Below are 24,305 nucleotides of genomic sequence, written 5' to 3' on the forward strand. Positions count from 1 at the left end.
CGGAGGAGGATCGAATGGATTGGCGCAAACAGGCGAAGATCGCGGGCATCGCGCTCTTCCTCGTGCTTGCCGGATGCGGGCGCTCGGAACTGTACGGCAAGCTCACCGAATCGCAGGTCAACGAGATGATCGCGGTGCTGCAGACCGCCGGAATCTCCGCCACCAAGGAGGACGAGGGCGAGGCGGGCTTCGCGCTGATGACGTCCAAGGGCGATTTCGCGCACGCCGTGCAGGTGTTGAACGCGCAAGGCTATCCGCGCGAGGATTTCGCCTCGCTCGGCACCGTGTTCAAGAAGGAGGGTTTCGTCTCCTCGCCGACCGAGGAGCGGGCGCGGCTGATCTACGGGCTCAGCCAGGAGCTGACCCACACGATCTCGGACATCGACGGCGTAGTGCAGGCGCGCGTGCAGCTGGCCCTGCCGCAGGATCGGCCGCTGGCCGATGCCGATCAGCAGACCCCGGCCTCGGCCGCCGTCTTCATCAAGTATCGGCCGGGCACGAACATCGATTCGCAGGTCGGCAAGATCAAGGCGCTGGTGGTCAATTCGGTCGAGGGGCTGAAGATCGACAACGTCTCGGTCGAAACCTTCCCGGCGCAGGACGTGCCGATTGCCGCGCCGGGTTCGCCGGGCGGGACGATTACCGCGAGCCTGGGGGCGGCGATCGTGCCGATCCTGCTGCTGCTCGGGCTGTGGATCGGCTATCCGGCGATCCGCCGCTGGCACCAGCGCCGCGCCGTCCTCGTCCAGCCGGAGCGGCGGGTATGAGCGCCGCCGCCCGCCGTGCCGCGCTCGCCGCGATCGGCTGCGACCTTGTCGCGCGCGACGGCGGCCCCGGCGAACGCCGCGCCGCCGCACTGATGCGCCGCCTGGAGGGGCGCGAGGAGGAGGTGCTGGGTCTGCGCGATCTGCCCAAGGTACCGGCCTGGGCACGCCTGCCGTTGGCGGCGCAGGAGCGGGTCGCGCAGCGCGCCGCGCTCGCCTCGATCGCCGATACGCTGGCGCACTCGATCGACGGCGCGTGGCTGGGCGAGCATGCCCATGCCGCCGGCGAGGAGGCGGTGGACTGGGCGATCGGGCTGGCCGGCAAGGCGCCGGAACTCGATCCGGTGGACGGCAGCGAACTGGCGGGGCGGGGTTATGCCCTGCTTCGCACGACGCTGTCCGATCCACTCCGCCCGCTTCTGGCATGGGCGGCGGCCGACGAGACGCCGGTGCCGGTCGACACGGCCTCCACCTGCGTGGCGCTGGCGATGAAGGGGGCGGCATGAGCTTCGTGCTGCTCCACGCCGACAGCGTCGCGACCGCTCTGGTCGACGATCCGGTGGTGCCCGCGACCGACATCGCCGCGCTCAAGGATGCCACCGCCTTGCTCGCCGAGGCCGGCCGCATCCGCGCCGAAGCCGAGGATCGCGCCACCGAGGCGATCGAGGCGGGCTACCAGAAGGGCCACGCGCAGGGCCTTGCCGACGGTCGCGCCTCGGGCGAATCCGAGATGCGCACCGAAATGTTCCGCCTCGCCATCAAGGCAGGCGAGCAGCAGCGTCAGCGGCAGGAGGAGATCGCCGGGCTCGCGCTCGAAGTGGTCCGCCGGATCGCCGGTGCGATCGGCGACGAGCCGATGGTCGCGCGGCTCGCCGAGCGCGCCGCCGCGCAGCTTTCGCCCGATACCGCCGCCACGGTGCGGGTGCCGCCTGCCGCGCTGGCCGAAACCTCGCAACGGCTCGCCGATCACGCCAACCTGATCGTCGAGGAGGACGACACGCTGGCGCCCACCGATTGCGTGGTGGAGACCGCGCTCGGCCGCACGCACGCGGGTCTGGAAACCCAGCTCAGCCAGATCGAGCGCAGCTGGGCGGAGGCGGCGCGTGAGCGGTGAGGCGACCACCGTCGAGAAGCTCCTCGAGGGGCTGCGCCATGCCACCACGGTAGAGCGGCGCGGGCGGCTGGTCGAGGCGATCGGCACCACGCTCAAGGTGACCGGCATCGACGCGCGGATCGGGCAGGCCTGCGAGATCGTGGAGCCGGCGACCGGCCAATCGATCCCCGCCGAGGTGATCGGCATCGCCGGGCAGGCCGCGATCCTGACCCCGCTCGCCGACGTGCGAGGCCTCTCGGTCGATGCCGAGGTGATCGTGCGGCCGGGCGAGGACCGCATCCCCTACGGCCCGGCGCTGCTCGGCCGCGTTCTGGACGGGCGCGGCCTGCCGATCGACGGCCTCGGCCCGATCGCGGATACGCTGCCCCGCCGCCCGCTCCACGCGCCCGCGCCGCAGCCGATGGAGCGTGCGCTGATCGACACGCCGATGGAGACCGGCGTGCGCGCGATCGATACCCTGCTGACGGTCGGCGCCGGGCAGCGCATGGGCGTGTTCGCGGCGGCGGGCGGCGGCAAGTCGACCCTGCTCGGGATGCTCGCGCGCTTCTGTGTCGCCGACGTGATCGTCATCGCGCTGATCGGCGAGCGTGGGCGTGAGGTGCGCGAGTTCATCGAGGACAATCTCGGTGCCGAAGGCCTCGCCCGTTCGGTGATCGTCTGCGCGACATCCGATCGCCCGGCGATGGAGCGGGTGCGCGCCGCCCACCATGCCACCGCCATCGCCGAAGGGTTTCGCGAGGAGGGCAAGCGCGTCCTGTTGCTGATGGATTCGGTCACCCGCTTCGCCCGCGCGCTGCGCGAGATCGGGCTGGCGGCGGGCGAGCCGGCGGTGCGGCGAGGTTTCCCGCCTTCGGTCTTCGCCGAATTGCCCCGCCTGTTCGAACGCGCCGGCACCGATGCGAAGGGCTCGATCACCGGCATCTACACCGTGCTGCTGGAGGACGAGGAGGGCGGCGATCCGGTGGGCGAGGAAGTCCGCTCGATTCTCGACGGCCATATCGTCCTCTCACGCAAACTCGGTGCGGCGGGCCATTATCCGGCGATCGACGTGCTCGGTTCGCTGAGCCGCGTCTTCCCGCGCCTCGCCGCCGCCGATCACCGCGCCGCCGCGCAGCGGGTGCGTGCGCTGATGGCCAAATATGCCGAGATCGAATTTCTCGTGCAGGTCGGCGAATACAAGCCCGGTTCCGATCCGCTGGCCGACAAGGCGATCGCCGCGCGGCCCGAGATCGACGCGCTGCTGCGGCAGGATGCCGGCACGCCCGAGCCCTTCGCCACCTCGCTGATGCTGCTGCAGGGGGCGGGTGCATGAGCGGTGCGCGCCAGATCGTCCGCCTGCGCGAAGCACGGCTGACCGGCGCGTCGCAGGCGCTCGTCATCGCGCGGGAGGAAACGAAAGCGGCGGAGCGCGCGAAATGCGCCGCCGAGGAGCAGGCCGATCGCAGGCGTAGCGCGATGATCGACACGCGCGACCGGCTCGCCACCGATCTAGAACATGCGCCGACACTGCTGGCGTTGCTCGACCGGCGCCGCTTCGATTACGCGGTGGCGCACAGCGCGGTGAACGACGCCGCCGAGGAGCAGCGCCAGCGCGAGGCGGCGGAGGCCGAGCGCCGCGCCGCTCTGATCCGCGCCCAGGCCCGGCGCGACGCGCTGGTCGAGCATGTCGCTGGCATCGAGCGCCGCGCCACGCGCCGGCAGGAAGAGAAGGTCGAGCTCGATGCGCTCGATGCGAGGAGGGTATCATGAGCATATCCGCTGCCGCCAGTCCGCGGCCCGTCTCCGTGTCCCGCTCGACGCCCCGACATGCCGGGCGCGGCCAGCCGAGCGATCAGGACATGCACGCGATGAAGGATGCCTTCACGCTTGCGCGGAAAGGGGAGCAGCCGCAGGGCCGCCTTGCGGTGCCGACGAAGGGCGAGGGGAAGGCCATGCCCGGCGAGGCAGGCGAGAAAGCCGAGGCCGCCGTCGACGGCCTCGACCAGCGCCAGACCGTTCTCCGCGACGATCGCGATCAGGATCAGGGCGACGCGCAGGGCTGGGCCTTCGGGCAGGCGCTGGCCGACGCGCCGATGATCGTCCCCAACGCGCCCTCGCCGACGGTCGACGCCAGCGGCTTCGCGCAATTGCTCGGCCAGCTCTGGGCACAGGCGAAGCAGAAGAACGAGCGCGAGGTGCGCGTGAAGTTCGGCCCCAACGCCTGGCCCGCGACCGGTGCGCGCATGGTGATGAACGCTGCCGGCACGCTCGACATCGCGCTCCAGATGGACCGCGGCGGGCCGGAGGATCTTTCCGATCTGGCGCGCCGGCTCGGCCAGTCGGGGATCGCCACCGGCACGCTCGCGGCGGAATTCGCGCCTGCCTGATCCCATTTCGCCGGCCTATCCACCGGCCATTCACCATTGTCGTGCTATCGGGCGGCCACGTTATGCCGGTCCGTATCCTCCATCTCCATTCCACCTTCTCGCTGGGCGGCAAGGAAGCGCGCGCGGTGCGGTTGATGAATGCGTTCGGCGACCGCGCGCACCATGTCGTGCTGAGCGCGGTGCCCGATGCGCTGGGCGCGCGCGAGGCGATCGATCCGGGCGTCGTCGCCGAGTTTCCGGGCGATGCGGCGCCGTCGCTGATCGGCAGGCCCGGCCCGCGCCGCTACTGGCATTTCGCGCGCTACATGGCGGGTTTCGACCTGGTGCTCAGCTACAATTGGGGCGCCATGGACGGCGTCGCGGCGCGGCGCCTCTATGCCGGGGCGATGCAGCTGCCGCCGCTGATCCACCACGAGGACGGCTTCAACGCCGACGAACTGGTCCGCCAGAAACCGGCGCGGGTGTGGTTCCGCCGCGCGATGCTGGGCGCCGCGCACCGGCTGGTCGTCCCGTCCGAGCGGCTGGAGGGGATCGCGCGGACGGTGTGGCGCCAGCCGGCGGCGCGCGTGCGGCGCATCGCCAACGGCATCCCGCTGGAGCGCTTCGGCCTGCCCGAGCCCGATGCCATACCCGGCTTCCGCCGTGCGCCCGGCGACATCGTGGTCGGCACGATGGCGGGGTTGCGCGCGGTCAAGAACCTGCCGCGCCTCGTCCGCGTCTTCGCCCGATCGGGCGCGGCCGGGCGGCTGGTGATCGTCGGCGAGGGGCCGGAGCGCGACGCGATCCTGTCGGTCGCGCAGGCGGAGGGCGTGACCGATCGGCTGCTGATGCCCGGCTTCCTCGCCGATCCGGCGCGCTACGTGGGGCATTTCGACATCTTCGCGCTGTCGTCGGACAGCGAGCAGTTCCCGATCTCGCTGATCGAGGCGATGGCGGCGGGCCTGCCGGTGGTTTCCACCGACGTCGGCGATATCCGCTCGATGGTCTCGGCCGAGAACCGTCGCTACGTGCTGCCGGTCGAGGACGAGGCGGGCTTGGCCGAGGCGTTGGGGCGCCTGATCGCCAACCGCGACATTCGGCACCGCCTGGGCTCCGCCAACCGTGCCGTTGCGCTCCAGCGCTATGACGAAAAGACGATGATCGCGGCCTATGCGACGCTCTACGGTGAGGCGATCGGGCGGCCTCGCGCGTTCATCAAGCAGGATTAGCGCTGTCCGAAGCATCCTGCTAAGACGCGCGCGGGTCCTACGCTCCTCGATGGAGAAAAAGTTTGTTCAAAGGTCTGCAGCCGATCCTCTATGGCGGCCGCGAAGTGTGGCCGCTGGTCGAAGGCGGCAAGGGTGTCTCGGCGACGAACCACATGTCCTCGGGCGCCTGGGCGGCGGCGGGCGGCATCGGCACGGTGTCCGCCGTCAATGCCGACAGCTATGATCCCGAAGGCAAGATCATCCCGCAGATATACAAGGCGCTCACTCGCCGCGAACGCCACGAGGAGCTGATCCAGTACGCGATCGACGGCGCCGTCGAGCAGGTGAAGCGCGCTTACGAGATGGCGTCCGGCAAGGGCGCGATCAACATCAACGTGCTGTGGGAGATGGGCGGCGCGCAGCGCGTGCTGCAGGGGGTGCTGGAAAAGACCAGGGGTCTCGTCTCGGGCGTCACCTGCGGCGCCGGCATGCCTTACAAGCTCTCCGAGATCGCGGCCGAGCATCAGGTCTCCTATTTGCCGATCGTGAGCTCCGGCCGCGCCTTCCGCGCCTTGTGGAAGCGCGCCTATCACAAGGCGGCGGACTGGCTGTCGGCGGTGGTCTACGAGGATCCGTGGAAGGCGGGCGGCCATAACGGCCTGTCCAACGCCGAGGATCCGCTGAAGCCCGAGGATCCCTATCCCCGAGTCAAGGCGCTGCGCGAGACGATGCGCGAGGGCGGCATCCCGGATTCGACGCCGATCATCATGGCCGGCAACGTCTGGTTCCTGCGCGAATGGGAAAACTGGATCGACAATCCCGAGCTCGGCAAGATCGCCTTCCAGTTCGGCACGCGTCCGCTGCTGACGCAGGAAAGCCCGATCCCGGACGGCTGGAAACAGCGCCTCATGACGCTCGACGAGGGCGACGTGCTGCTCCACCGCTTCTCGCCGACCGGTTTCTATTCGTCGGCCGTGCGCAATCCCTTCCTGCGCAACCTTGAGGCGCGCTCCGACCGCCAGATCGCCTTTTCGGGCGAGGCGGCGGGCGATCATCAGTTCCAGCTCGACGTCGGCGTGAAGGGCAAGAGCTTCTGGGTCACGCGCGGCGACCTGTTGCGCGCCCGCGAATGGTATGGCCTGGGCTATACCAGCGCGCTCAAGACGCCGGACAACACGCTCGTCTTCGTGACGCCCGAGGAGATGAAGGTCATCCGCAAGGATCAGGCCGATTGCATGGGCTGCCTCAGCCAGTGCGGTTTCTCGTCCTGGGCGGACAACGAGACCAACTCGACCGGGCGCCTCGCCGATCCGCGCAGCTTCTGCATCCAGAAGACGCTGCAGGAGATCGCGCATGGCGGCGATACCGAGCAGAACCTGATGTTCGCGGGCCACGCCGCCTATCGCTTCAAGCAGGATCCCTTCTATTCCAACGGCTTCGTGCCGACGGTGAAGCAGCTCGTCGATCGCATCCTGACCGGCGACTGAGTGCGCGCACTCGTCGTCCACCATGTCGCGCACGAGGGGCTAGCGGCGTTCGCCGGCCCGCTTGCCGAACGTGGCTATGATATCGAGTACCTCTTCGTCACCGATCCGGACTTCGCGGCGATCGACTTCCTCGAGCCGGACCTTCTGATACTGCTCGGCGGGTCTATGGGCGTTTACGAGCGCGCGGCCAATCCGTGGATCGACGGCGAACTGGCGCGCATCGCGATGCGGATCGCGGCGGGCGGGCCGACGCTCGGCGTCTGCCTCGGCGCGCAGCTGATCGCGGCGGCGCTCGGTGCCGAGGTGAAGCCCGGCCCGATCCGTGAAGTCGGCTTCGCGCCGGTCACGCTGACGGGGGCGGGCAAAGCCTCGCCGCTCGCCGCGCTGACGGGCGTGCCGATCCTGCACTGGCATGGCGATGGCTTCACCGTACCCGAAGGCGCGACCCTGCTGGCGGAGACAGCGCACTTCCCGCAGGCCTTCGCGCTCGGCGACACGGTGCTGGCGCTGCAATGCCATCCCGAGATGGGCGCGCCCGACGACGGCATCGACATCTGGCTCGCCGAGGATGCCGATTACGTCATCGGAGCCGAAACCACCGAGGTCGCGATCCGAACCGATCGCGCGGTGTTGGGCGAGGCGGCGGCGCGCGCCGGGCAGACTATGCTGCGGGATTGGATCGCGAACCTTCCCTGACGGCGATCGCAAGGTCTTGCCCGGCCCCGCATCCCCGGCCTACAGCAAGGCGGCTGGGGGCAGCCAAGAAGAGGGATACGGACATGCGGGTGATCACGGCGGCGCTGGTGGCAATGCTCCTCGCCGGATCGGCCGGAGCATCCTCCAGCCCGCAGAAGAAGACGCCCTACTGGGCCTCGCTGTCCGCCGGGCAGGCGCGGATGCGCTCCGGGCCGGGGCGCAACTATCCGGTCAACTGGTTCTATCAACGGCAGGGCCTGCCGGTGCAGGTGATCGAGACCTATCCCGGCTGGCGCAAGGTCCGCGATCCCGACGGCACGACCGGCTGGATGATCGGCAATCTGATCGGGGATCAGCGCACCGGCATGATCAAGGACGGCACCGCGGATCTGCGCGATGCGCCCAACGACGGCGCGAAGGTGGTCTGGCGCGCCGAGCCGGGCGTAATCGGCAAGGTGTCGCATTGCGCCGACGGCTGGTGCAGGTTGGACGTTCAGGGCCGGGGCGGCTTCGTCGAAGAAACCAAGCTGTGGGGTGTCGACGAGGGCGAAAACCTCGATTGACCGCGCTTCATTACGGAAGGTTCATCCGGTCGCAACGGCTTCGTGGGCGAACGGTGACTAGAAATGAGGGCGTCGGCGGGCCTGGACCCTGTCACGCCGATGCATGACGGAACGGCGCTCGACTACCCACTCCCGGTCGAGCGCCGTTTTCGTATCCAACGAAACTTGCTAGTCGGGATCCCATGAAGGCGCCGGTATTTTACGATCCCAGCGGCAGGCGCAAGCGCTGGTCGATTCGCACCCTCTTCGCGCTGATCCTCGCGCTGTTCGTGGCCGCGTGCGTATTCGCCTTCACGATCGTCGACGTGCCGACACCCAACGCGCTCGATATCGGCATCGAGCATCCGCAGCCGCGCCCGATCCCGGCTCAGATCGCGCATGTCGGCCGCGTGCTGAAGCGTGCGATCGGCGGCTGGCTGCCCGGCACCACCAAGGCGGCGGAGGCCGTCCACCAGCAGGTGATCGGCTTCTACGTGCCGTGGGACGATGCCTCCAAGGCCTCGCTGGTCCGCCACATTTCCCAAATCGACTGGCTGGTCCCCGATCTGATCTTCGTCACCGGCCCGAAGCACGATTACGTCGTCACGAAGGATCGCGTGCTCGACGCGGTGCTGCGCATGGGCTCCAGCCGGCCCAAGATCCTGCCGATGATCCAGAACGCCCAGAATGGCGTGTGGGACAGCGCGGGCACCGCCGCGTTGCTGCACGATCCCAAGGCGCGCAAGACGTTCCTCGATCAGCTCGACGCGACGCTGACCGCCAAGCATGCCGACGGCATGGTGTTCGATTTCGAGGAGGTGCCCGCCACTTCGCAGGGCGACTATCTGCGCCTGATCGCCGAGGCCAGGCATCGCTTCGGCCCGCGCAACATGCTGGTGACGATGACGGTGCCGGTCGGCGACGACGACTGGAACCTCAAGGCCTACGCGCATTTCGCCGATCGCCTGTTCATCATGGACTATGACGAACACGAGAATTCGAGCGCGCCCGGCCCGATCGCCAGCCAAGCCTGGTTCGTCCAGCAGATGCGCAATGCGGTCGCCAAGATCGGCCCCGCCAAGACGATCATCGCGATCGGCAACTATGCCTATGACTGGCCGAAGAGCGGTGCGGCCGACAACAGCTCGGTGGAAGAGGCGTGGCTGACCGCGCACGACAGCGACGCGCAGATCCGCTTCGATCCGGCCAGCGGCAACTCGACCTTCGACTATACCGACGACAGCGGCAATCCGCGCACCGTCTGGATGCTCGATGCGGCGAGCGGCTGGAACCAGCTCAAGGCGGCCGACGCGGTGGGCGTCTCCGCCGTCGCTCTGTGGCGGCTGGGTTATGAGGATCCCGGCATCTGGGATGCGCTCAAGGCCTTTCAGGGCAGCAAGTTTCCGCCCGATCTCTCGACGCTGCGCTCGGTCGGCGACGTCGACGTCGAGGGCAATGGCGAGGTGCTGCGCATCACCGACACGCCGACCACCGGCACGCGCAGCATCCAGGCCGATCATCGCGGCCTGATCCGCGACGAACAATATCACGCGCTGCCGACCCCCTATGTCGTCACCAAGACGGGGTACAAGCCGGGCTACGTGGCGCTGACCTTCGACGACGGGCCGGACGGCTACTGGACGCCCCGCATCCTCGATATCCTCAAGCGCGAGGGGGTGAACGCCACCTTCTTCGTGATCGGCGAGAACGCCGTCGGCCATCCCATGCTGCTCAACCGCGAGATCGCGGAAGGCCACGAGATCGGCAACCACAGCTATACGCACCCCAACATGGCGCTGCTCCAGAAGCGCGGCACCAATATCGAGCTCAACGCCACCCAGCGCCTGATCGAGGCCTATACCGGGCGCGGCACGCGGCTGCTGCGCCTGCCCTATTTCGGCGACGCCGAGCCGACCACGGATGACGAACTCGTGCCGGCGCTGCGCGCGCAGGAGGACGGCTACGTCAATGTCGGTCTCCACGTCGATTCGGAGGACTGGCAGGAGCCGGGCGTGCCCACGATCCTGCGCAACACCTTCAAGGGCGTGGCGGCGAGCAACGACAAATTCTCCGGCAACATCGTCCTGATGCACGATGCCGGCGGCGACCGGCAGCAGACAATGGAGGCGCTGCCGCAGGTGATCGAGACGCTGAAGGCGCACGGCTACAAGTTCGTCACCGTCTCCCAGCTGATCGGGCTCAGCCGCGATCAGGTGATGCCGCAGATTTCCGGGCAGGACCTGCTGGCGGTGCGCGCCGATGTCGGCATGTTCCTGTTCATCGGCGGGCTGCTCGCTTTGCTCAAGTGGCTGTTCTTCGTGGCGATCACGCTGGGCATCGTTCGCGCGCTGCTGATGGCGACGCTGGCGACGCTGTCGGCCCGCGAGGACCGCAAGGAGCCGCCGCCCGCGATCGACCCGACACGCTTCGTCTCGGTGCTGATCCCCGCCTTCAACGAGGCGACGGTGATCGAGGGATCGATCCGCCGCGTGCTGGCGAGCGAGGAGGTGACGGTCGAGGTGATCGTCATCGACGACGGATCGACCGACGGCACGTCCGACATCGTCCGCGCCGCCTTCGCCGACGAGCCGCGCGTGCGGCTACTGACGCTGGAGAATGGCGGCAAGGCGGCGGCGCTCAACCGCGGGCTCGAGCTATCGGACGCCGAGGTGATCGTCGCGCTCGATGCCGACACCCAGTTCGAGAAGGGCACGATCGCCAAGCTCTCCCGCTGGTTCGCCGACGAGCGGACCGGTGCGGTGGCGGGCAACGCCAAGGTCGGCAACCGGGTCAATCTCGTCACCCGCTGGCAGAGCGTCGAATATGTGACCGCGCAGAATCTCGAGCGGCGCGCGCTCACCCGCTTCGACGCGATCACGGTGGTGCCCGGCGCGGTCGGCGCATGGCGGCGCGCGGCGCTGGATGCGGTGGGCGGTTATCCGGTCGATACGCTGGCCGAGGACCAGGATCTCACCATCGCCATCCAGCGCGCCGGCTGGGACGTCGCCTACGATGTCGAGGCGGTGGCGTGGACCGAGGCGCCGGAGACCTTCCGCGCGCTCTCCAAGCAGCGCTTCCGCTGGGCGTTCGGCACGCTGCAATGCCTGTGGAAGCACGGCGCGATCCTGCGCGAGCGCAAGCCGGCGGGCCTGGCGCTGGTCGGCATCCCGCAGGCCTGGCTGTTCCAGATCGGCTTCGCGGTGATCTCGCCGATCATCGACCTTGCGCTGGTGATCAGCATCGTCGGCACCATCATCCGCGTCCGCCAGCATGGCTGGGCGCAGACCCACACCGATGTGATCCGCATGGCGATCTACTGGGTGGCCTTCACCTTCATCGATCTGCTGTGCGGCTGGATCGCCTACCGGCTGGAGCCCCGCCGCCAGCGCTTCCCGGCCTTCCTGCTGCTCGCGCAGCGCTTCGTTTACCGGCAGCTGATGTATTCGGTGGTGCTGCGCGCGGTCTCGGCGGCGCTATCCGGGCCGTGGGTGGGCTGGGGCAAGCTCCAGCGGACGGGCCGGGTGGAAGCGGCGGCGGAGTAGCGTCCGCGAAGTTGACGAAGTTGACAGGCGCGAGGCGGAAAAGAAGACATTCCTACACGGTACGTGATCGACGGTGAGAAGGAGAAGCGGACGATCGGGCATCCCGATCGTGACCGACGAAATCCTACTTTGGAAGAGGCTTTATCGCCTTTATGCCCGCCGGCCCTGCGCAGGCAGGAGTCCATCACCCGAGCTGTCGTGTTGGCCGAACGGTGAGGAGATAGGCCCCTGCCTGCGCAGGCGCGACGGCAATGGCGGCTAACGCCCCATCGATTGCCGTTCGGCCGAGGACAAGGCGTTCCCGAAACCCGCCACCGGGCCTTACCCGACGACCTGTCTACTTGTGGCCCAAGCTAAGGGCGCGGTTATCAATACGAAGACCATGAAGGCAATCTGCGCGATGACCTGCGGCGCTCCCGCGAGCCCGTGAAGTAGCGGTGGGAAGTAATTCGCCTCGATCCACACATTGTGGACCACGTCGGCGACGATAATTGCGGCAGTCGCTGCGACGCCAACATTGGGCCTCCAAAACAGGAGGATGGCGGCGGTCGGATCAAGAACGGCCAATGTTGTCCAGAACGTAGTGCTGGCTCTCGGAAATCCGCCATGATCCCAGAACAGACCGTGCTGAAAAATCTCGACCCAATGGTTGTAGGTCGCGCCGAGCAGGCACAACGCATAAATCACTCGTAAAACGAGGCTGCGCCGTTGCGCCACACCGTCATTAGCCCTTACCATCACAGAGTATTTTGGTTGGAGCAGACTCAGCCGTCAACGGCTGCTTCGGCCCCTTCACCTCTGAAGCCGGCCTTTCTAAAATCCACCGCCTCCCGTCATTGCGAGCGGAGCGAAGCAGATGCGATGACGGGTGGATGGGCACGGCGCACCCCACGAGGACGGCGGCTGCTCTAATCCCCCGCCACCGGCAGTTCCAGCCGCACCGACAGTCCCGGCGCGTTGTCGGCCAGTGTGATCGCGCCGCCGTGGAGGCGCGCCACCGCTGCCGCCAGCGCGAGGCCCAGCCCCGCGCCTCCCGCGCTGCGCGCCGGGTCGAGCCGGCCGAAGCGGCGGAGTGCCTCGGCGCGCCGGGCCTCGGGGATGCCGGGGCCGTCATCATCCACCGCCAGCGTCACCGTTTCGTCGGTCCGCTCCACCGACAGCCGGATCGTCCCGTCCGGCCGGCCGTATTTCATCGCATTGTCGACGAGGTTGGCGAGCGCCTGACCGACGAGTTCGCGATGCACCACTGCCCGGACGCCCCCTTTCGCGGTCAGCGTGAACCCGCGTTCCTCGGCGAGCGGACCATAGACCTCGGCGAGATCCTCGATCATCTGGCCGATGTCGGTGTCGACGAAACGGTCGCGCCCGATGCCGGCCTCCGCGCGGCTGATCTGGAGCGCGGTAGAGAGCATCGCCAGCAGCGTTTCCGCCTCGAAGCCGACGCGTTCCAGCGCCGCCAGCGCGGCCTCGTCGTCGGTGTCGCGCATCGCGCGCTCGACGGTGGCGCTCAGCCGCGTGAGGGGGGAGCGGAGATCGTGCGCGAGGCTGTCCGTCACCACCCGCAATTCGCCGACAAGCGCCTCGATCCGCCCGAACATCAGGTTGATCGCGGCGGCGAGGTCGCTGAAGGCGTCCTTCATCTCGGGCTCGTGCGGCACGCGCAGCGCGAGGTCGCCCATGCCGAAGCGCCGCGCCGATTCGGCGATGCGCTCGACCCGGCCGGTGATCACCCGCGTCGCCACGATCGCGCCGAGCAGCGCCAGCGGCACCGCCAGCAACAAGGCCGCCGCCATCGCCTCGCCGGTCAGGTGGCGGACGCGCAGATCGCCCTCGATGACGTGGCCGACGAGCAGGTGGGTGCCGTCGGGCAGCTTGGAGGCGATGATGCCCATCGGCTCGGGCTTGTCGCGGCCCATGCGATAGAGGGTGACGACCTGCCAGCCCGAATCGAACGGGATGGTCGGCGGCCAGTCGGCGATGTTGCCGGCGAGCTGGTTGCCGTTGGGATCGTCGAGCAGCACCGCCGCGTCGCGCGCCCGCGCCCCGCCCAGCCGCTCGGCGATCAGGCTGCGCAGGCCGGGCAGCCCCTCCTGCTTGTAGTCGGCGACGAGATCGTCGTGCAGCTCGCTCACCAGCGTGCGCGAGGTGCGCTCCAGCTCGTCGCCGATGATGTGGCGCACGAACAGCAGCAGCGACGTGCCGGAGATGAGCTGGAGCACGAACACCAGCACGAAGAACCGCGTGGTGGACGATCTCAGGAAGGCCGGGACGCGCATGGGCGCCTGCTATCCGTCCAGGCCCAGCCGGTAGCCCGCGCCGCGCACCGTGTGGATCAGCGGCACCGCCTCGCCATCGTCGATCTTGCGGCGCAGGCGGCTGACATGGACGTCGATCACGTTGGTGCCGGGATCGAAATGATAGTCCCACACGCCTTCCAGCAGCATGGTGCGGGTGACGACCTGTTCCTTGTGACGCAGGAGATATTCGAGCAGGCGGAATTCGCGCGGCTGGAGATCGATGGCGCGGGCGCCGCGCTTCACCTTGCGGCTGAGCAGGTCCATGTCGAGATCGCCGCAGCCGAGCCGCGTCACCGCCTGCGCGCCGGCCCCGCCGCGGCGGAGCATCAGCCTCAGCCGCGCCAGCAGCTCGGCGAAGGCGAAAGGCTTGGTGAGATAATCGTCGGAGCCTGCGGTCAGCCCCGCGACCCGGTCGTCCACCGCGCCCAGTGCGGAGAGCATCAGCACCGGCGTGTGGATACCGCCCGCCCGGATCGCGCCGAGCACCGCCATGCCGTCCATGCCCGGCAGCATGCGGTCCAGGATGATCGCATCGTAGCCGCCGTCGGTGGCGTGGAAGAGGCCGTCACGCCCGTTGTCGGCATGATCGACCGTCATGCCCTCTTCGCTCAATCCTTTCACGATGTAGGTCGCGGTTTGCCGGTCGTCCTCAATCAGCAGTATTTTCTGGGCCATTCATGGTTCCCATCGCCATCACGTTGCCGGCCGCGGGCTCGTCGCGGTCGAGAGCGACCGACCATAGCGCATCCCCGCGCCGGATATGAAGGTCCAGCTTGCCGTCGGCATCCGAGACCACGGCGGAGCGCAATGCGGCGATGTCGCGGACGCGACGACCGTCCACCGCCTCGATCTCGTCGCCGGCGCGGATGCCGGCGCGTTCCGCTTCGCCGTTCGAGCGGACGCTGGTGACGACCGGCATCTGGTCCCCGCCGTCATTATCGAGGGTCACGCCGGGGAGAGTGGAGGTGGCGATGGCCGATCCGTCGACCCTGCGGAACGTGCCGCGCTCTGCCATCATGAGGATGAGCAACAGGGTGGCCACGACGGCGGCGATGCCGATCGCAAGCCTGTTTCCCCCGCGCAGCCCCATGGCGTGACGATACGCTGCCATGCCGGTCTTTTCGGGGGCGACCACTTGCCCCGCCATGGGGATGACATGACCTTTTGTTCATGCAGGCCAAGGGTGGCTTGGTTGACTGGACCCGCCGCCGCTCTACGGTCACCGGAAAGTGGCGTAAAAGAGGGGTCCATGGGGTCTGCCGGAAAGGGTTCGGTGTTCGGCTGATGCTGCGGCCAAGCTACAGGCGCGCGCCCGCCGAGCGGCGACAGGCGCTGATCGACGCGGCCGCGCGCTCACTCGCCCGGCATGGCGCAGGCGGCGTCTCGGTTCGGACAATCGCGACGGAGGCGGGCGTGTCGCCCGGCCTCGTCACCCATCATTTCGAGGGGGTCGAGCCGCTGATCGCGGCGACCTACCGGCAGGTGTCCGAGCGGGTCGGCGAAGCGCTGGGCTCGGCCGTGGAGGCGGCGGGCAGCGAGCCGCGCGCGCGGCTGGAAGCCTATGTGATCGGCAATTTCCTGCCACCGGTGATGGACGAGGAACTGCTCGGCACCTGGCTCGGGCTGCTGGGGCTCACCAAGTCGATGCCGCTGGTTTCCGCAGCGCATGCCGAAAGCTATGCGGGTTTTCGTGCGGTCATCGAGACATTGCTGGCCGATTGCGGCAGCAAGAGCGAACGGCGGCTCGAGGCGGTGGCGATCACCGCGCTGATCGACGGACTGTGGCTGGAGCTGTGCCTCGATCGCAGCGTGTTCTCGGCGGACGAGGCGGCGGCTCTGGCGCGGCGTTGGATCGACGCGCTGCTCGGCTGAAACGGCTCGTCGCGCCAGCGTGTCGCCTTGTTGCACGATCGTCCGATAATCGTCATTGCACCGCAACATGCCCGTTGACATGCCCCCGTCACGGGATGTTCATTCTGCCCCGACGACCTTGGGCAGGGCGTCGAAGGGGGTTTGTGGCGAGCAGCGTTTCTCACGCCATGGGATCGATCGGCGAGGCCTTGGCCCATGCCGAGCGGCTGGCCGCCGCCCGTCCCGATCTTGCCCTGCTCCAGATCGACGAAATCCTGCGCGCCGCGCCGGGCATGCCGCAGGCGCTGCTGATCAAGGGGCGGGCGCAGCGCCTGTCCGGCAAGATCGAGGCGGCGCGCGAGACGCTGTCCGGGTTGATGGCGGACCAGCCCCGATCGGCCGCCACCGCGCTTGAACTGGGCCTCGTCCACTATCTGATGGGTGATGCGGCCGCAGCGACGGCGGCCTTCCAGAATGCGACCCGCCTCAAGCCCGACATGGCGGAGGGCTGGACCGCGCTTGCCGACGTGCTGCGGCTGGCCGGCGACGAGGCGGGCGCCGATCGCGCCTATCTCGCCGGGGTCCGCGCCTCGGCCGGCGATCCGGTGCTGATGGAGGCGGCGCTGGCGCTGTCCGACAACCGGCTCGACGTTGCCGAGCGGATGCTGCGCGATCGCCTGAAGGAACGGCCCACCGACGTCGCCGCGATCCGCATGCTCGCCGAGCTGGCCGGGCGGCTCGGCCGCTATCGCGACGCCGCGAGCCTGCTGGAGCGCGCGATCGAGCTGGCGCCGGGCTTTATCGCCGCGCGCCACAATTATGCGCTGGTGCTCCATCGCCTGTCGCGCGGCGAGGAAGCGCTGGCGGTGCTCGATCCGCTGCTCGCCGCCGATCCGGCGAACCCGTCCTACCGCAACCTCAAGGCCGCGATCCTGAGCGGCATCGGCGATTTCGAGCAGGCGATCGCCATCTATCGCGACGTGCTCGAAGCCTATCCCAACCAGCCCAAGGTGTGGATGAGCCTGGGCCACATGCTCAAGACGCTGGGGCGGCAGGACGAGAGCATCGCCGCCTATCGCCGCGCGATCGCGCTGCAGCCGGGGCTGGGCGAGGCATGGTGGAGCCTCGCCAATCTCAAGACCATCCGCTTCACGGATGAGGACGTGGCGGCGATGTGCGCCGCGCTTGATGCGCCCGATCTCGACGGCGAGGATCGCTTTCATCTCGAATTCGCGCTCGGCAAGGCGGAGGAGGATGCCGGTCACGCCGAGGCCTCCTTCGCGCATTACGTCGAGGGCAATCGCGGGCGGCGCGCCGTCATCGACTATGATGCCGCCGGTCTCACCCGCGCGGTGGCGCGCAACGAGGCGCTCTACACCGCTGATTTCTTCGCGGAGCGCGAAGGCTGGGGGTGCCCGGCGCGCGATCCGATCTTCGTCGTCTCGCTGCCGCGATCGGGATCGACGCTGATCGAGCAGATTCTCTCCAGCCACAGCGAAGTGGAGGGCACGAGCGAGCTGCCCGACATCGCCGCGCTCGTCGCCGAGACCGGGCCGGGCAAGGTGGCCGACCTCGATCGCGAGGCGGTACGGGCGCTCGGCGACGCGTATCTCGATCGCACCCGCGTGCAGCGCAAGACCGGCCGCCCGCTGTTCATCGACAAGATGCCGAACAACTGGGCGTTCACCGGCTTCATCCGGCTGATCCTGCCCAACGCGACGATCATCGATGCGCGGCGCCACCCGCTCGGCTGCTGCCTCTCGAACTTCAAGCAGCATTTCGCGCGCGGCCAGACCTTCACCTACGATCTCGCCGACATCGGCCATTATTACCGCGATTACGTGCGCTGGATGGCGCATCTCGATCGCGTGCAGCCGGGCAAGGTGCACCGCGTCTTCTACGAGCGCATGGTCGAGGATCAGGAGGCGGAGACGCGCGCGCTCCTCGCCGCCGTCGGCCTGCCGTTCGAGGAGGCCTGCCTGCGCTTCCACGAGACCGAGCGCGCGGTGCGCACTGCCTCGTCCGAGCAGGTGCGCCGCCCGATCTTCCGCGACGGCATGGAGCAGTGGAAGCAGTTCGATCGCTGGCTGGGGCCGCTGAAGGATGCGCTCGGCCCGGTGCTCGATGCCTATCCGGAGGTGCCGGCGTGACAAATTTGCCATGACGCGACGCAATATAATGAGGAGCCGCAGGCCCGCTTGACACCGTTTCGAACGAGTAACAGCTTTTCGAACAATATATAAAAAGGGGCACCAGCAATGTTCGATCGTAGGCCGATTCCGGCTTTGCTTCTTGCGACCACCGCCATAGCCGGGCTGTCGATGCCCGCGCTCGCCGCCGACGCCGCGGCCTCGCCGGCCGCGTCACCGCCCGACAATGGCGAGATCATCGTCACCGCGCAGAAGCGCTCCGAAAATATCCAGCGCGTGCCGATCAGCATCCAGGCGATCACCAGCGAGAAGCTGGACCAGCTCAACATCGCCAACTTCAACGATTACACCAAGCAGCTGCCGAGCGTCTCCTATCAGGAGATCCAGCCGGGCGAGACCAGCGTCTACATCCGCGGCGTGGTGTCCGGTGGCGACGGCAACCATTCGGGCTCGCTGCCATCGGTCGGCACCTATCTCGACGAACAGCCGATCACCACGATCGGCGGCACGCTCGACATCCACGTTTACGACATCGCGCGCATCGAGGAACTGTCCGGTCCGCAGGGCACGCTCTACGGCGCGTCGTCGGAATCGGGCACGATCCGCATCATCACCAACAAGCCCGACACATCTCATTTCTACGGCGCGATGGACGTAGAGGGGAACACCGTCGCGCACGGCAGCCAGGGCGGCAAGGCCGAAGGCTTCGTCAACATCCCGGTCGACGATCGCATCGCGGTGCGCCTCGTCGGCTTCTACGAGCATGACGCCGGCTATATCGACAATGTCCACGGAACGCGGACCTTCATCGGCGCGCGCGATCCGGCCAGCCCCGGCTATACCGGCGGCGTCGCGCCGGGTGGCGTCGACAAGGGCGTGCCGGCGGGGTTCGATCCCGGCATCACGATCGACAACAAGGACCTCGTGAAGAAGAACTACAACGACGTCGATACGTTCGGCGGTCGCGGTGCGCTCAAGGTCGAGCTCAACGACAACTGGACCGCGAACGCGACGGTGTTCGGGCAGGATCAGAAGAATCACGGCTCGTTCGGCTACGATCCGAACCTTCCGGGCCTCTCGGTGCAGCACTTCCTTCCCGAATATAACCACGATCGTTACATACAGGGTGCGCTCACCATCGAGGGCAAGATCGGCAGCTGGGATCTGACCTACGCCGGTTCCTACCTCTGGCGGAAGATCAACTCGTCGAGCGACTACACCGATTATTCGACCCAATATGATCATGTTCTTTATTCGGCACCGCAATATGGTGGCCTTGCCAATTACTTCGCTTTTCAGGACGATGCCGGAAACACGATCAACCCGATCCAGAAGATCGTCGGTCGCGACACCTTCAACAAGCTGAGCCAGGAGCTGCGCATCTCGTCCCCGCAGGAGAACCGTCTCCGGGTGACGGCGGGTGGCTTCTACCAGCGCCAGTTCCACCACATCGTGCAGGATTACCAGGTGGCCGGCCTCGGCTCCGATGTTTCGGTCAACGGCCATCCCGGCACGCTCTGGCTCACCGACCAGAACCGCATCGACAAGGATTATGCGGCGTTCGGCGAGGCGAGCTTCGACATCCTTCACAACCTGACGCTGACCGGCGGCCTGCGGTATTACAAGTACGACAACTCGCTGATCGGCTTCTTCGGCTTCGGCCTCAATCCCAACTACACGATCGGCGGCGGCGCTCCGCCCAACGCGGCCGAGAGCTCGCGGACCGGCGTGCCGGGCTGCTACACGACCGATGGCGGCACCGTGATCGAACGCAACGCGGACGGCGATCAGATCTCGGTGAACCGCGATTTCGCGCCCGCCGCGCAGGGCCTCGGCCCCTGCACCAACCTCGGCGTGTACAATTCGGACGGCTCGATCAGCCCCAAGCGGACCAAGGGCGACGGCATCATCCACCGCCTGAACCTCACGTGGAAGATCACGCCGGACAAGATGATCTACGCGACCTGGTCGCGCGGCTTCCGTCCGGGCGGCATCAACCGCCGCGCCGAGCTCGATCCCTATGAGCCCGACTTCCTGACCAACTACGAGATCGGCTGGAAGACGAGCTGGGCCGATCACAAGGTGCGCTGGAACGGTGCCTTCTTCTGGGAGGACTGGAAGCACTTCCAGTACAGCTTCCTCGGCCAGAACAGCTTCACCGAGATCCACAACGGCCCGAACGCCCGGATCAAGGGTGTCGAGACCGACATCACGCTGATCCCGACGCCGGGTTTCACCATCTTCACGACGGCCGCCTATACGGACGGCAAGCTGCGCGCGAACCTCTGCGCGATCGACGACCCGACCTTCACCTGCGCCGATACCGGCAACGGCAACAGCGTCGTCGCGCCCAAGGGCACCCGCCTGCCGGTCGCGCCGGAATACAAGATCGCCAACACCACCCGCTACGAGTTCCGCGTGGGTGATGACGTGAAGGCCCATGTGCAGGGCGCCCTGACCTTCCAGAGCAAGGCCAGCTCGGCGCTCCGCCTCGGCGCGGTCGACGATCCGGTGCCGACGCTCAAGAGTTACGTGACGATCGACGGCGCCGTCGGGGCCGACTGGAAGAACGTCTCCGCCGAGCTGTTCGCCACCAACATCTTCGATGTGAAGGCGGACGTCTCGACCTTCCAGGAATGCGGCTCCTGCTCGCTCACCAACTATTACGTGATCCTGCCGCCGCGGACGATCGGCATCCGGGCCGGGTACAAATTCTGATCCGGAGCCTCGCGCTCGCCTGCGCCGGCCTGCTGCTGGGGCAGGCGGCGCAGGCGGGGACGGTGGTGGTCCATGCGGGCCGCCTGATCGATCCCGAGCAGGGCAAGGTGCTGGCCGATCAGGCGGTCACGGTGGTCGACGGGCGGGTGACGTCCGTCGCGCCGTGGCGAGGCGCGCCCGCGAATGGCACGGTGGTCGACTGGTCCGCTTACACCGTGCTGCCCGGCCTGATCGACTGCCACACCCATATTTCGGACGGCTTCACCGAGGGCGATCCGATCGAGGCGCTCAAGCATACGGAGGCGGAGACGGTGCTGAAGGGCGCCGAATCCGCGCGCACCATGCTCCGCGCCGGGTTCACCAGCGTGCGCGATGTCGGCGTCTATCGCGGCCTCACCGACGTCGCGCTGCGCGACGCGATCGAGCGGGGCGAGGTGGAGGGGCCGCGCATGCTCGTCGCCGGCGCCTACATCACCATTCCGGGCGGCGGCGGGGCGGTGACGGGTGCCGCGCCCGACGTCACGCTGCCCGCCGACATGCAATATGGTTACGTCCGCAACGCCGACGAGGCGCGGGCGAAGGCCGATTTCCTGTTCCAGCACGGCGCCGATTTCATCAAGCTGATCGCCACCGGCGCGGTGCTGGCGATCGGCTCCGAGCCCGGCGCGCTGGAGCTGACTCCGGAGGAAATGCTGGCCGCCTGCGACGAGGCGAAGCTCCATGGCAGCTATTGTATCGCCCATGCCCATGGCACCGAGGGCATCAAGGCGGCGATCCGCGCGGGCGTGCGCTCGGTCGAGCATGCCTCGCTGATCGACGACGAGGGCATCGCCATGGCGAAGAAGGCCGGCGTCTGGCTCGACATGGATATCTATGATGGCGACTGGATCGAGGAGGAGGGCACCAAGGAAGGCTGGCCCGCCGAATATCTCGCCAAGAACCGCGCCACCACCGACGAACAGCGCGCCGGCTTCGCCAAGGCGGTGAAGGCGGGCGTGAAGCTGTCCTTCGGCACCGACACCGGCGTCTTCCCCTTCGGACTAGGCGCGAGGCAACTCGCCTATATGGTCCGCTACGGCATGACGCCGATGCAGGCGATCCAGGCGGCGACCACGGTCTCGGCCGACCTGCTGCGCCGATCGAAGGATGTCGGCGCGCTCAGCCCGGGCCATTATGGCGACATGATCGCGGTGGCCGGCGATCCGCTGAAGGACATCCGGACGCTGGAGCATGTGGAGGGCGTCATCAAGGGCGGCGAGGTGGTGAAGGCGGCGCCCTGATCTCTCTTCGCAACTTGCTTCGGATCAATGTGGGGGCTTGCGGGTTGGTCTAGTCGCCGACACGTCGCGGCGGGGAACAGCCACTTCGCATGACCGAAACGCCGGCCATCATTGCTGACCTGGATCTCGCCGCCTGCGAGCGCGAGCCCATCCGCGTGCCCGGCAGCATCCAGCCGCACGGCGCGCTGTTCGTGCTCGATGCGGACGGCGTCGTATCGAAGGCGGCGATCGGCGCGCTGGCGGTGGGGGTCGTCGACGATCCGGTCGGCCGCAAGCTCGCCGACCTGCTGCCGGGCGACGCGCGCCGGGCGATCGAAAGCCTCGGGACCGGCCTCGTCGCAGGGCGAGGACCGGAGCATCTCTGCTTCCTGCGCACCGAAGCGGGTGCCTTCCACCTCGTCGCCCATCGATCGGGCGAGGACGTCATCGTCGAACTGGAGCGCGCGACGGGCGACGAGCCGGGCAGCTTCGACGCGGTCTATCCCGACGTCCGCGCCTTCCTCGATGCCGTCCAGCGCACCTCCGGCATCCAGGCGCTCGCCGATCTCGCGGCGCGCGAGGTGCGGCGGATCACCGGGCTCGACCGCGCGCTGATCTACCGCTTCGACGAGGAATGGAACGGCGAAGTGATCGCCGAGGACAATGGCGGGCGCCTGCCCGTCTATCTCGATCTGCGCTGGCCGGCGTCGGACATTCCGGCGCAGGCGCGCGAGCTCTACCGTCTCAACCGCCTGCGCCTGATCGCCGACGCCAATTACGAGCCCGCGCCGATCACGCCCGATGGAGCGGCGGTGGACCTCACCTATTCCGTCCTGCGCAGTGTCTCGCCGGTCCACCTCGAATATATGCGCAACATGGAGACGATGGCCTCCATGTCGATCTCCCTGCTGTCGGGCGAGAGGCTGTGGGGGCTGATCTCCTGCCACCATCAGGACCCGATCCGGGTACCGTACCATGTCCGCGCGGCGTGCGAGTTCATCGGCCAGGTCGTCTCGATGCAGATCGCCGCGCACGAGGCCTCCGCGCTGGCACTCCGCCGCGACGCGCTGCGCACTGTGCAGGGCAAGCTGCTCGCGCACATGGCGGCGGAGGATCATTTCATCGACGGCCTGCTCGCCCATCCCAGAGACCTGATGGCGCTGACCGGTGCGGACGGCGCCGCCGTGGTCGCGGGCGGGCGCTGCACCCGGCTCGGCGAGACGCCCGACGAGCCCGCCATCCTGTCGCTGGTCGAATGGCTCTCCCAACAGGATCGCGAAGATGTCTTCGTCGCGGACAGCCTGGCCGCCGAGTGGCCGGAGGGCGAGGCGCTCAAGGATCTCGGCTCCGGCGTGGTCGCCATCTCGATCTCGCAGATTCATGACTCCTACCTGATCTGGTTCCGGCCTGAGCTGGTTCGCACCGTCTCGTGGGGCGGCGATCCCGCCAAGCGCGCCGAACTCGGGCCGGATGGCCTGCGCCTTCATCCGCGCAAGTCCTTCGACATCTGGAAGGAAACCGTGCGGTTGCGCGCCAGGCCGTGGCACGAGGCCGAGATCGATGCCGCGCGGGAACTGCGCGTCGCGATCGTCGACATCGTGCTGCGCCGCGCCGAGGAGATGGCGGCGCTGTCCGAGCGGCTGGCCGCGATCAACAAGGAGCTGGAGGCGTTCAGCTATTCGGTCAGCCACGATCTGCGCGCGCCGTTCCGTCACATCGTCGGCTATGCGCAATTGCTCAAGAAGTTCGAGGGCGAGCGGCTGTCCGAGCGGGGCGACCGCTATATCGAGACGATCATCGAGAGCGCGATCTCGGCGGGGCAGCTGGTCGACGACCTGCTGAGCTATTCGCAGATGGGCCGATCGACGATCACGCCCGTCTCGATCGACGTCGCCGCGATGGTGGACGAGGCGCGCGCCAACCTCACTGTCGAGGGAGACCGGCATCGCGTCGACTGGCGGATCGGCGATCTCGCACCCGTCCGCGCCGATCCGGTGATGGTGCGTCTGGTCGTGCAGAACCTTCTGGAAAATGCGCTGAAATTCTCGCGGGATCGGGAACCGGCCGTGATCGAAATCGGTTCGGAAGCGAAAGAAGGCGACGTGACGACCTGGGTTCGCGACAATGGTGCGGGTTTCGACATGGCCTATGTGGACAAGCTGTTCGGCGTTTTCCAGCGGCTCCATCGCGAGGAGGAGTTCGAGGGCACCGGCATCGGGCTCGCCAACGTGAAGCGCATCGTCGAGCGGCACGGCGGGCGCGTGTGGGCGCAAGGGGAACCGGACAGGGGGGCGACCTTCTTCTTCGCCCTGCCTGCAGCGTAGAAGGGGGC

At 67.9% G+C, this 24,305-nt stretch carries 20 protein-coding genes; 16 read left to right on the plus strand and 4 right to left on the minus strand.

What is annotated here, in order from left to right:
* Window positions 1-14 precede the first annotated feature (14 nt).
* The 11 genes from sctJ (at window position 15) to HZF05_RS08865 (ending at window position 11,698) form a co-directional block, all read left to right on the plus strand.
* Window positions 15-767, plus strand: a complete 753-nt coding sequence (gene sctJ, locus HZF05_RS08815) for a type III secretion system inner membrane ring lipoprotein SctJ (protein ID WP_160365709.1) — start codon at window positions 15-17, stop codon at window positions 765-767.
* A complete protein-coding gene (locus HZF05_RS08820; protein WP_160365710.1) occupies window positions 764-1,270 on the plus strand; it encodes a hypothetical protein in 507 nt (168 codons plus the stop codon). Before sctJ ends, HZF05_RS08820 begins: the two co-directional genes overlap by 4 nt.
* On the plus strand, window positions 1,267-1,878 hold the full coding sequence (locus tag HZF05_RS08825) for a FliH/SctL family protein (protein ID WP_160365711.1): 612 nt from the start codon (window positions 1,267-1,269) through the stop codon (window positions 1,876-1,878). Before HZF05_RS08820 ends, HZF05_RS08825 begins: the two co-directional genes overlap by 4 nt.
* Complete coding sequence (locus HZF05_RS08830) at window positions 1,868-3,190, plus strand: FliI/YscN family ATPase (protein ID WP_160365712.1); 1,323 nt, start codon at window positions 1,868-1,870, stop codon at window positions 3,188-3,190. Before HZF05_RS08825 ends, HZF05_RS08830 begins: the two co-directional genes overlap by 11 nt.
* On the plus strand, window positions 3,187-3,627 hold the full coding sequence (locus HZF05_RS08835) for a hypothetical protein (protein WP_160365713.1): 441 nt from the start codon (window positions 3,187-3,189) through the stop codon (window positions 3,625-3,627). The genes HZF05_RS08830 and HZF05_RS08835 overlap by 4 nt, the downstream gene beginning before the upstream one ends.
* The gene (locus tag HZF05_RS08840; RefSeq protein ID WP_160365714.1) at window positions 3,624-4,244 is read left to right on the plus strand and encodes a hypothetical protein; all 621 of its coding nucleotides are present in this window, start codon (window positions 3,624-3,626) and stop codon (window positions 4,242-4,244) included. The genes HZF05_RS08835 and HZF05_RS08840 overlap by 4 nt, the downstream gene beginning before the upstream one ends.
* A gap of 62 nt (window positions 4,245-4,306) precedes the next feature.
* A complete protein-coding gene (locus tag HZF05_RS08845; protein WP_160365715.1) occupies window positions 4,307-5,452 on the plus strand; it encodes a glycosyltransferase in 1,146 nt (381 codons plus the stop codon).
* A gap of 62 nt (window positions 5,453-5,514) precedes the next feature.
* A complete protein-coding gene (locus HZF05_RS08850; protein ID WP_160365716.1) occupies window positions 5,515-6,918 on the plus strand; it encodes an NAD(P)H-dependent flavin oxidoreductase in 1,404 nt (467 codons plus the stop codon).
* Window positions 6,919-7,614: a glutamine amidotransferase gene (locus HZF05_RS08855; RefSeq protein ID WP_160365717.1), complete on the plus strand. Its 696-nt coding sequence runs from the start codon at window positions 6,919-6,921 to the stop codon at window positions 7,612-7,614.
* An 83-nt stretch (window positions 7,615-7,697) separates the two neighbouring features.
* Complete coding sequence (locus HZF05_RS08860; RefSeq protein ID WP_160365718.1) at window positions 7,698-8,177, plus strand: SH3 domain-containing protein; 480 nt, start codon at window positions 7,698-7,700, stop codon at window positions 8,175-8,177.
* 182 nt (window positions 8,178-8,359) lie between these two features.
* A complete protein-coding gene (locus HZF05_RS08865; RefSeq protein ID WP_160365719.1) occupies window positions 8,360-11,698 on the plus strand; it encodes a trifunctional glycoside hydrolase family 18/polysaccharide deacetylase/glycosyltransferase family 2 protein in 3,339 nt (1,112 codons plus the stop codon).
* 321 nt (window positions 11,699-12,019) lie between these two features.
* Here HZF05_RS08865 and HZF05_RS08870 read toward each other — a convergent pair whose 3' ends face one another.
* The 4 genes from HZF05_RS08870 to HZF05_RS21845 all read right to left on the minus strand — a co-directional run bounded on the left by HZF05_RS08870 (window position 12,020) and on the right by HZF05_RS21845 (window position 15,130).
* Window positions 12,020-12,415 carry a hypothetical protein gene (locus HZF05_RS08870; protein WP_220129776.1) on the minus strand — a complete coding sequence of 132 codons (396 nt, stop codon included), beginning with the start codon at window positions 12,413-12,415 and terminating at the stop codon, window positions 12,020-12,022.
* A gap of 191 nt (window positions 12,416-12,606) precedes the next feature.
* Entirely contained in the window at window positions 12,607-13,974 is a 1,368-nt protein-coding gene (locus tag HZF05_RS08875) for a sensor histidine kinase (RefSeq protein WP_160365721.1), read from the minus strand.
* A gap of 9 nt (window positions 13,975-13,983) precedes the next feature.
* Complete coding sequence (locus tag HZF05_RS08880) at window positions 13,984-14,670, minus strand: winged helix-turn-helix domain-containing protein (RefSeq protein WP_160365722.1); 687 nt, start codon at window positions 14,668-14,670, stop codon at window positions 13,984-13,986.
* Entirely contained in the window at window positions 14,645-15,130 is a 486-nt protein-coding gene (locus HZF05_RS21845) for a PDZ domain-containing protein (RefSeq protein WP_160365723.1), read from the minus strand. The genes HZF05_RS08880 and HZF05_RS21845 overlap by 26 nt, the downstream gene beginning before the upstream one ends.
* A 149-nt stretch (window positions 15,131-15,279) precedes the next feature.
* On the opposite strand from HZF05_RS21845, the gene HZF05_RS08890 reads away from it, so the two are divergent.
* The 5 genes from HZF05_RS08890 to HZF05_RS08910 all read left to right on the plus strand — a co-directional run bounded on the left by HZF05_RS08890 (window position 15,280) and on the right by HZF05_RS08910 (window position 24,297).
* Window positions 15,280-15,867 carry a TetR family transcriptional regulator C-terminal domain-containing protein gene (locus HZF05_RS08890; RefSeq protein ID WP_160365724.1) on the plus strand — a complete coding sequence of 196 codons (588 nt, stop codon included), beginning with the start codon at window positions 15,280-15,282 and terminating at the stop codon, window positions 15,865-15,867.
* 167 nt (window positions 15,868-16,034) lie between these two features.
* Window positions 16,035-17,996 carry a tetratricopeptide repeat-containing sulfotransferase family protein gene (locus tag HZF05_RS08895; RefSeq protein WP_160366139.1) on the plus strand — a complete coding sequence of 654 codons (1,962 nt, stop codon included), beginning with the start codon at window positions 16,035-16,037 and terminating at the stop codon, window positions 17,994-17,996.
* A gap of 108 nt (window positions 17,997-18,104) precedes the next feature.
* Window positions 18,105-20,714, plus strand: a complete 2,610-nt coding sequence (locus tag HZF05_RS08900; protein WP_160365725.1) for a TonB-dependent receptor — start codon at window positions 18,105-18,107, stop codon at window positions 20,712-20,714.
* The gene (locus tag HZF05_RS08905) at window positions 20,633-21,994 is read left to right on the plus strand and encodes a Xaa-Pro dipeptidase (RefSeq protein ID WP_181638831.1); all 1,362 of its coding nucleotides are present in this window, start codon (window positions 20,633-20,635) and stop codon (window positions 21,992-21,994) included. The genes HZF05_RS08900 and HZF05_RS08905 overlap by 82 nt, the downstream gene beginning before the upstream one ends.
* 89 nt (window positions 21,995-22,083) lie before the next feature.
* Window positions 22,084-24,297: an ATP-binding protein gene (locus tag HZF05_RS08910; RefSeq protein WP_160365726.1), complete on the plus strand. Its 2,214-nt coding sequence runs from the start codon at window positions 22,084-22,086 to the stop codon at window positions 24,295-24,297.
* Window positions 24,298-24,305: the final 8 nt, after the last annotated feature.

This window comes from Sphingomonas chungangi (assembly GCF_013778325.1).
Taxonomy (GTDB): Bacteria; Pseudomonadota; Alphaproteobacteria; order Sphingomonadales; family Sphingomonadaceae; genus Solisphingomonas; species Solisphingomonas chungangi.

Bases quoted from the DNA above. Each gene is read 5' to 3' on its own strand.
- sctJ (WP_160365709.1), top strand. From the start codon at position 15: ATGGATTGGCGCAAACAGGCGAAGATCGCGGGCATCGCGCTCTTCCTC.
- HZF05_RS08820 (WP_160365710.1), top strand. From the start codon at position 764: ATGAGCGCCGCCGCCCGCCGTGCCGCGCTCGCCGCGATCGGCTGCGAC.
- HZF05_RS08825 (WP_160365711.1), top strand. From the start codon at position 1,267: ATGAGCTTCGTGCTGCTCCACGCCGACAGCGTCGCGACCGCTCTGGTC.
- HZF05_RS08835 (WP_160365713.1), top strand. From the start codon at position 3,187: ATGAGCGGTGCGCGCCAGATCGTCCGCCTGCGCGAAGCACGGCTGACC.
- HZF05_RS08840 (WP_160365714.1), top strand. From the start codon at position 3,624: ATGAGCATATCCGCTGCCGCCAGTCCGCGGCCCGTCTCCGTGTCCCGC.
- HZF05_RS08845 (WP_160365715.1), top strand. From the start codon at position 4,307: ATGCCGGTCCGTATCCTCCATCTCCATTCCACCTTCTCGCTGGGCGGC.
- HZF05_RS08860 (WP_160365718.1), top strand. From the start codon at position 7,698: ATGCGGGTGATCACGGCGGCGCTGGTGGCAATGCTCCTCGCCGGATCG.
- HZF05_RS08865 (WP_160365719.1), top strand. From the start codon at position 8,360: ATGAAGGCGCCGGTATTTTACGATCCCAGCGGCAGGCGCAAGCGCTGG.
- HZF05_RS08875 (WP_160365721.1), bottom strand. From the start codon at position 13,974: ATGCGCGTCCCGGCCTTCCTGAGATCGTCCACCACGCGGTTCTTCGTG.
- HZF05_RS08880 (WP_160365722.1), bottom strand. From the start codon at position 14,670: ATGGCCCAGAAAATACTGCTGATTGAGGACGACCGGCAAACCGCGACC.
- HZF05_RS08890 (WP_160365724.1), top strand. From the start codon at position 15,280: ATGCTGCGGCCAAGCTACAGGCGCGCGCCCGCCGAGCGGCGACAGGCG.
- HZF05_RS08895 (WP_160366139.1), top strand. From the start codon at position 16,035: ATGGGATCGATCGGCGAGGCCTTGGCCCATGCCGAGCGGCTGGCCGCC.
- HZF05_RS08900 (WP_160365725.1), top strand. From the start codon at position 18,105: ATGTTCGATCGTAGGCCGATTCCGGCTTTGCTTCTTGCGACCACCGCC.
- HZF05_RS08905 (WP_181638831.1), top strand. From the start codon at position 20,633: ATGCGGCTCCTGCTCGCTCACCAACTATTACGTGATCCTGCCGCCGCG.
- HZF05_RS08910 (WP_160365726.1), top strand. From the start codon at position 22,084: ATGACCGAAACGCCGGCCATCATTGCTGACCTGGATCTCGCCGCCTGC.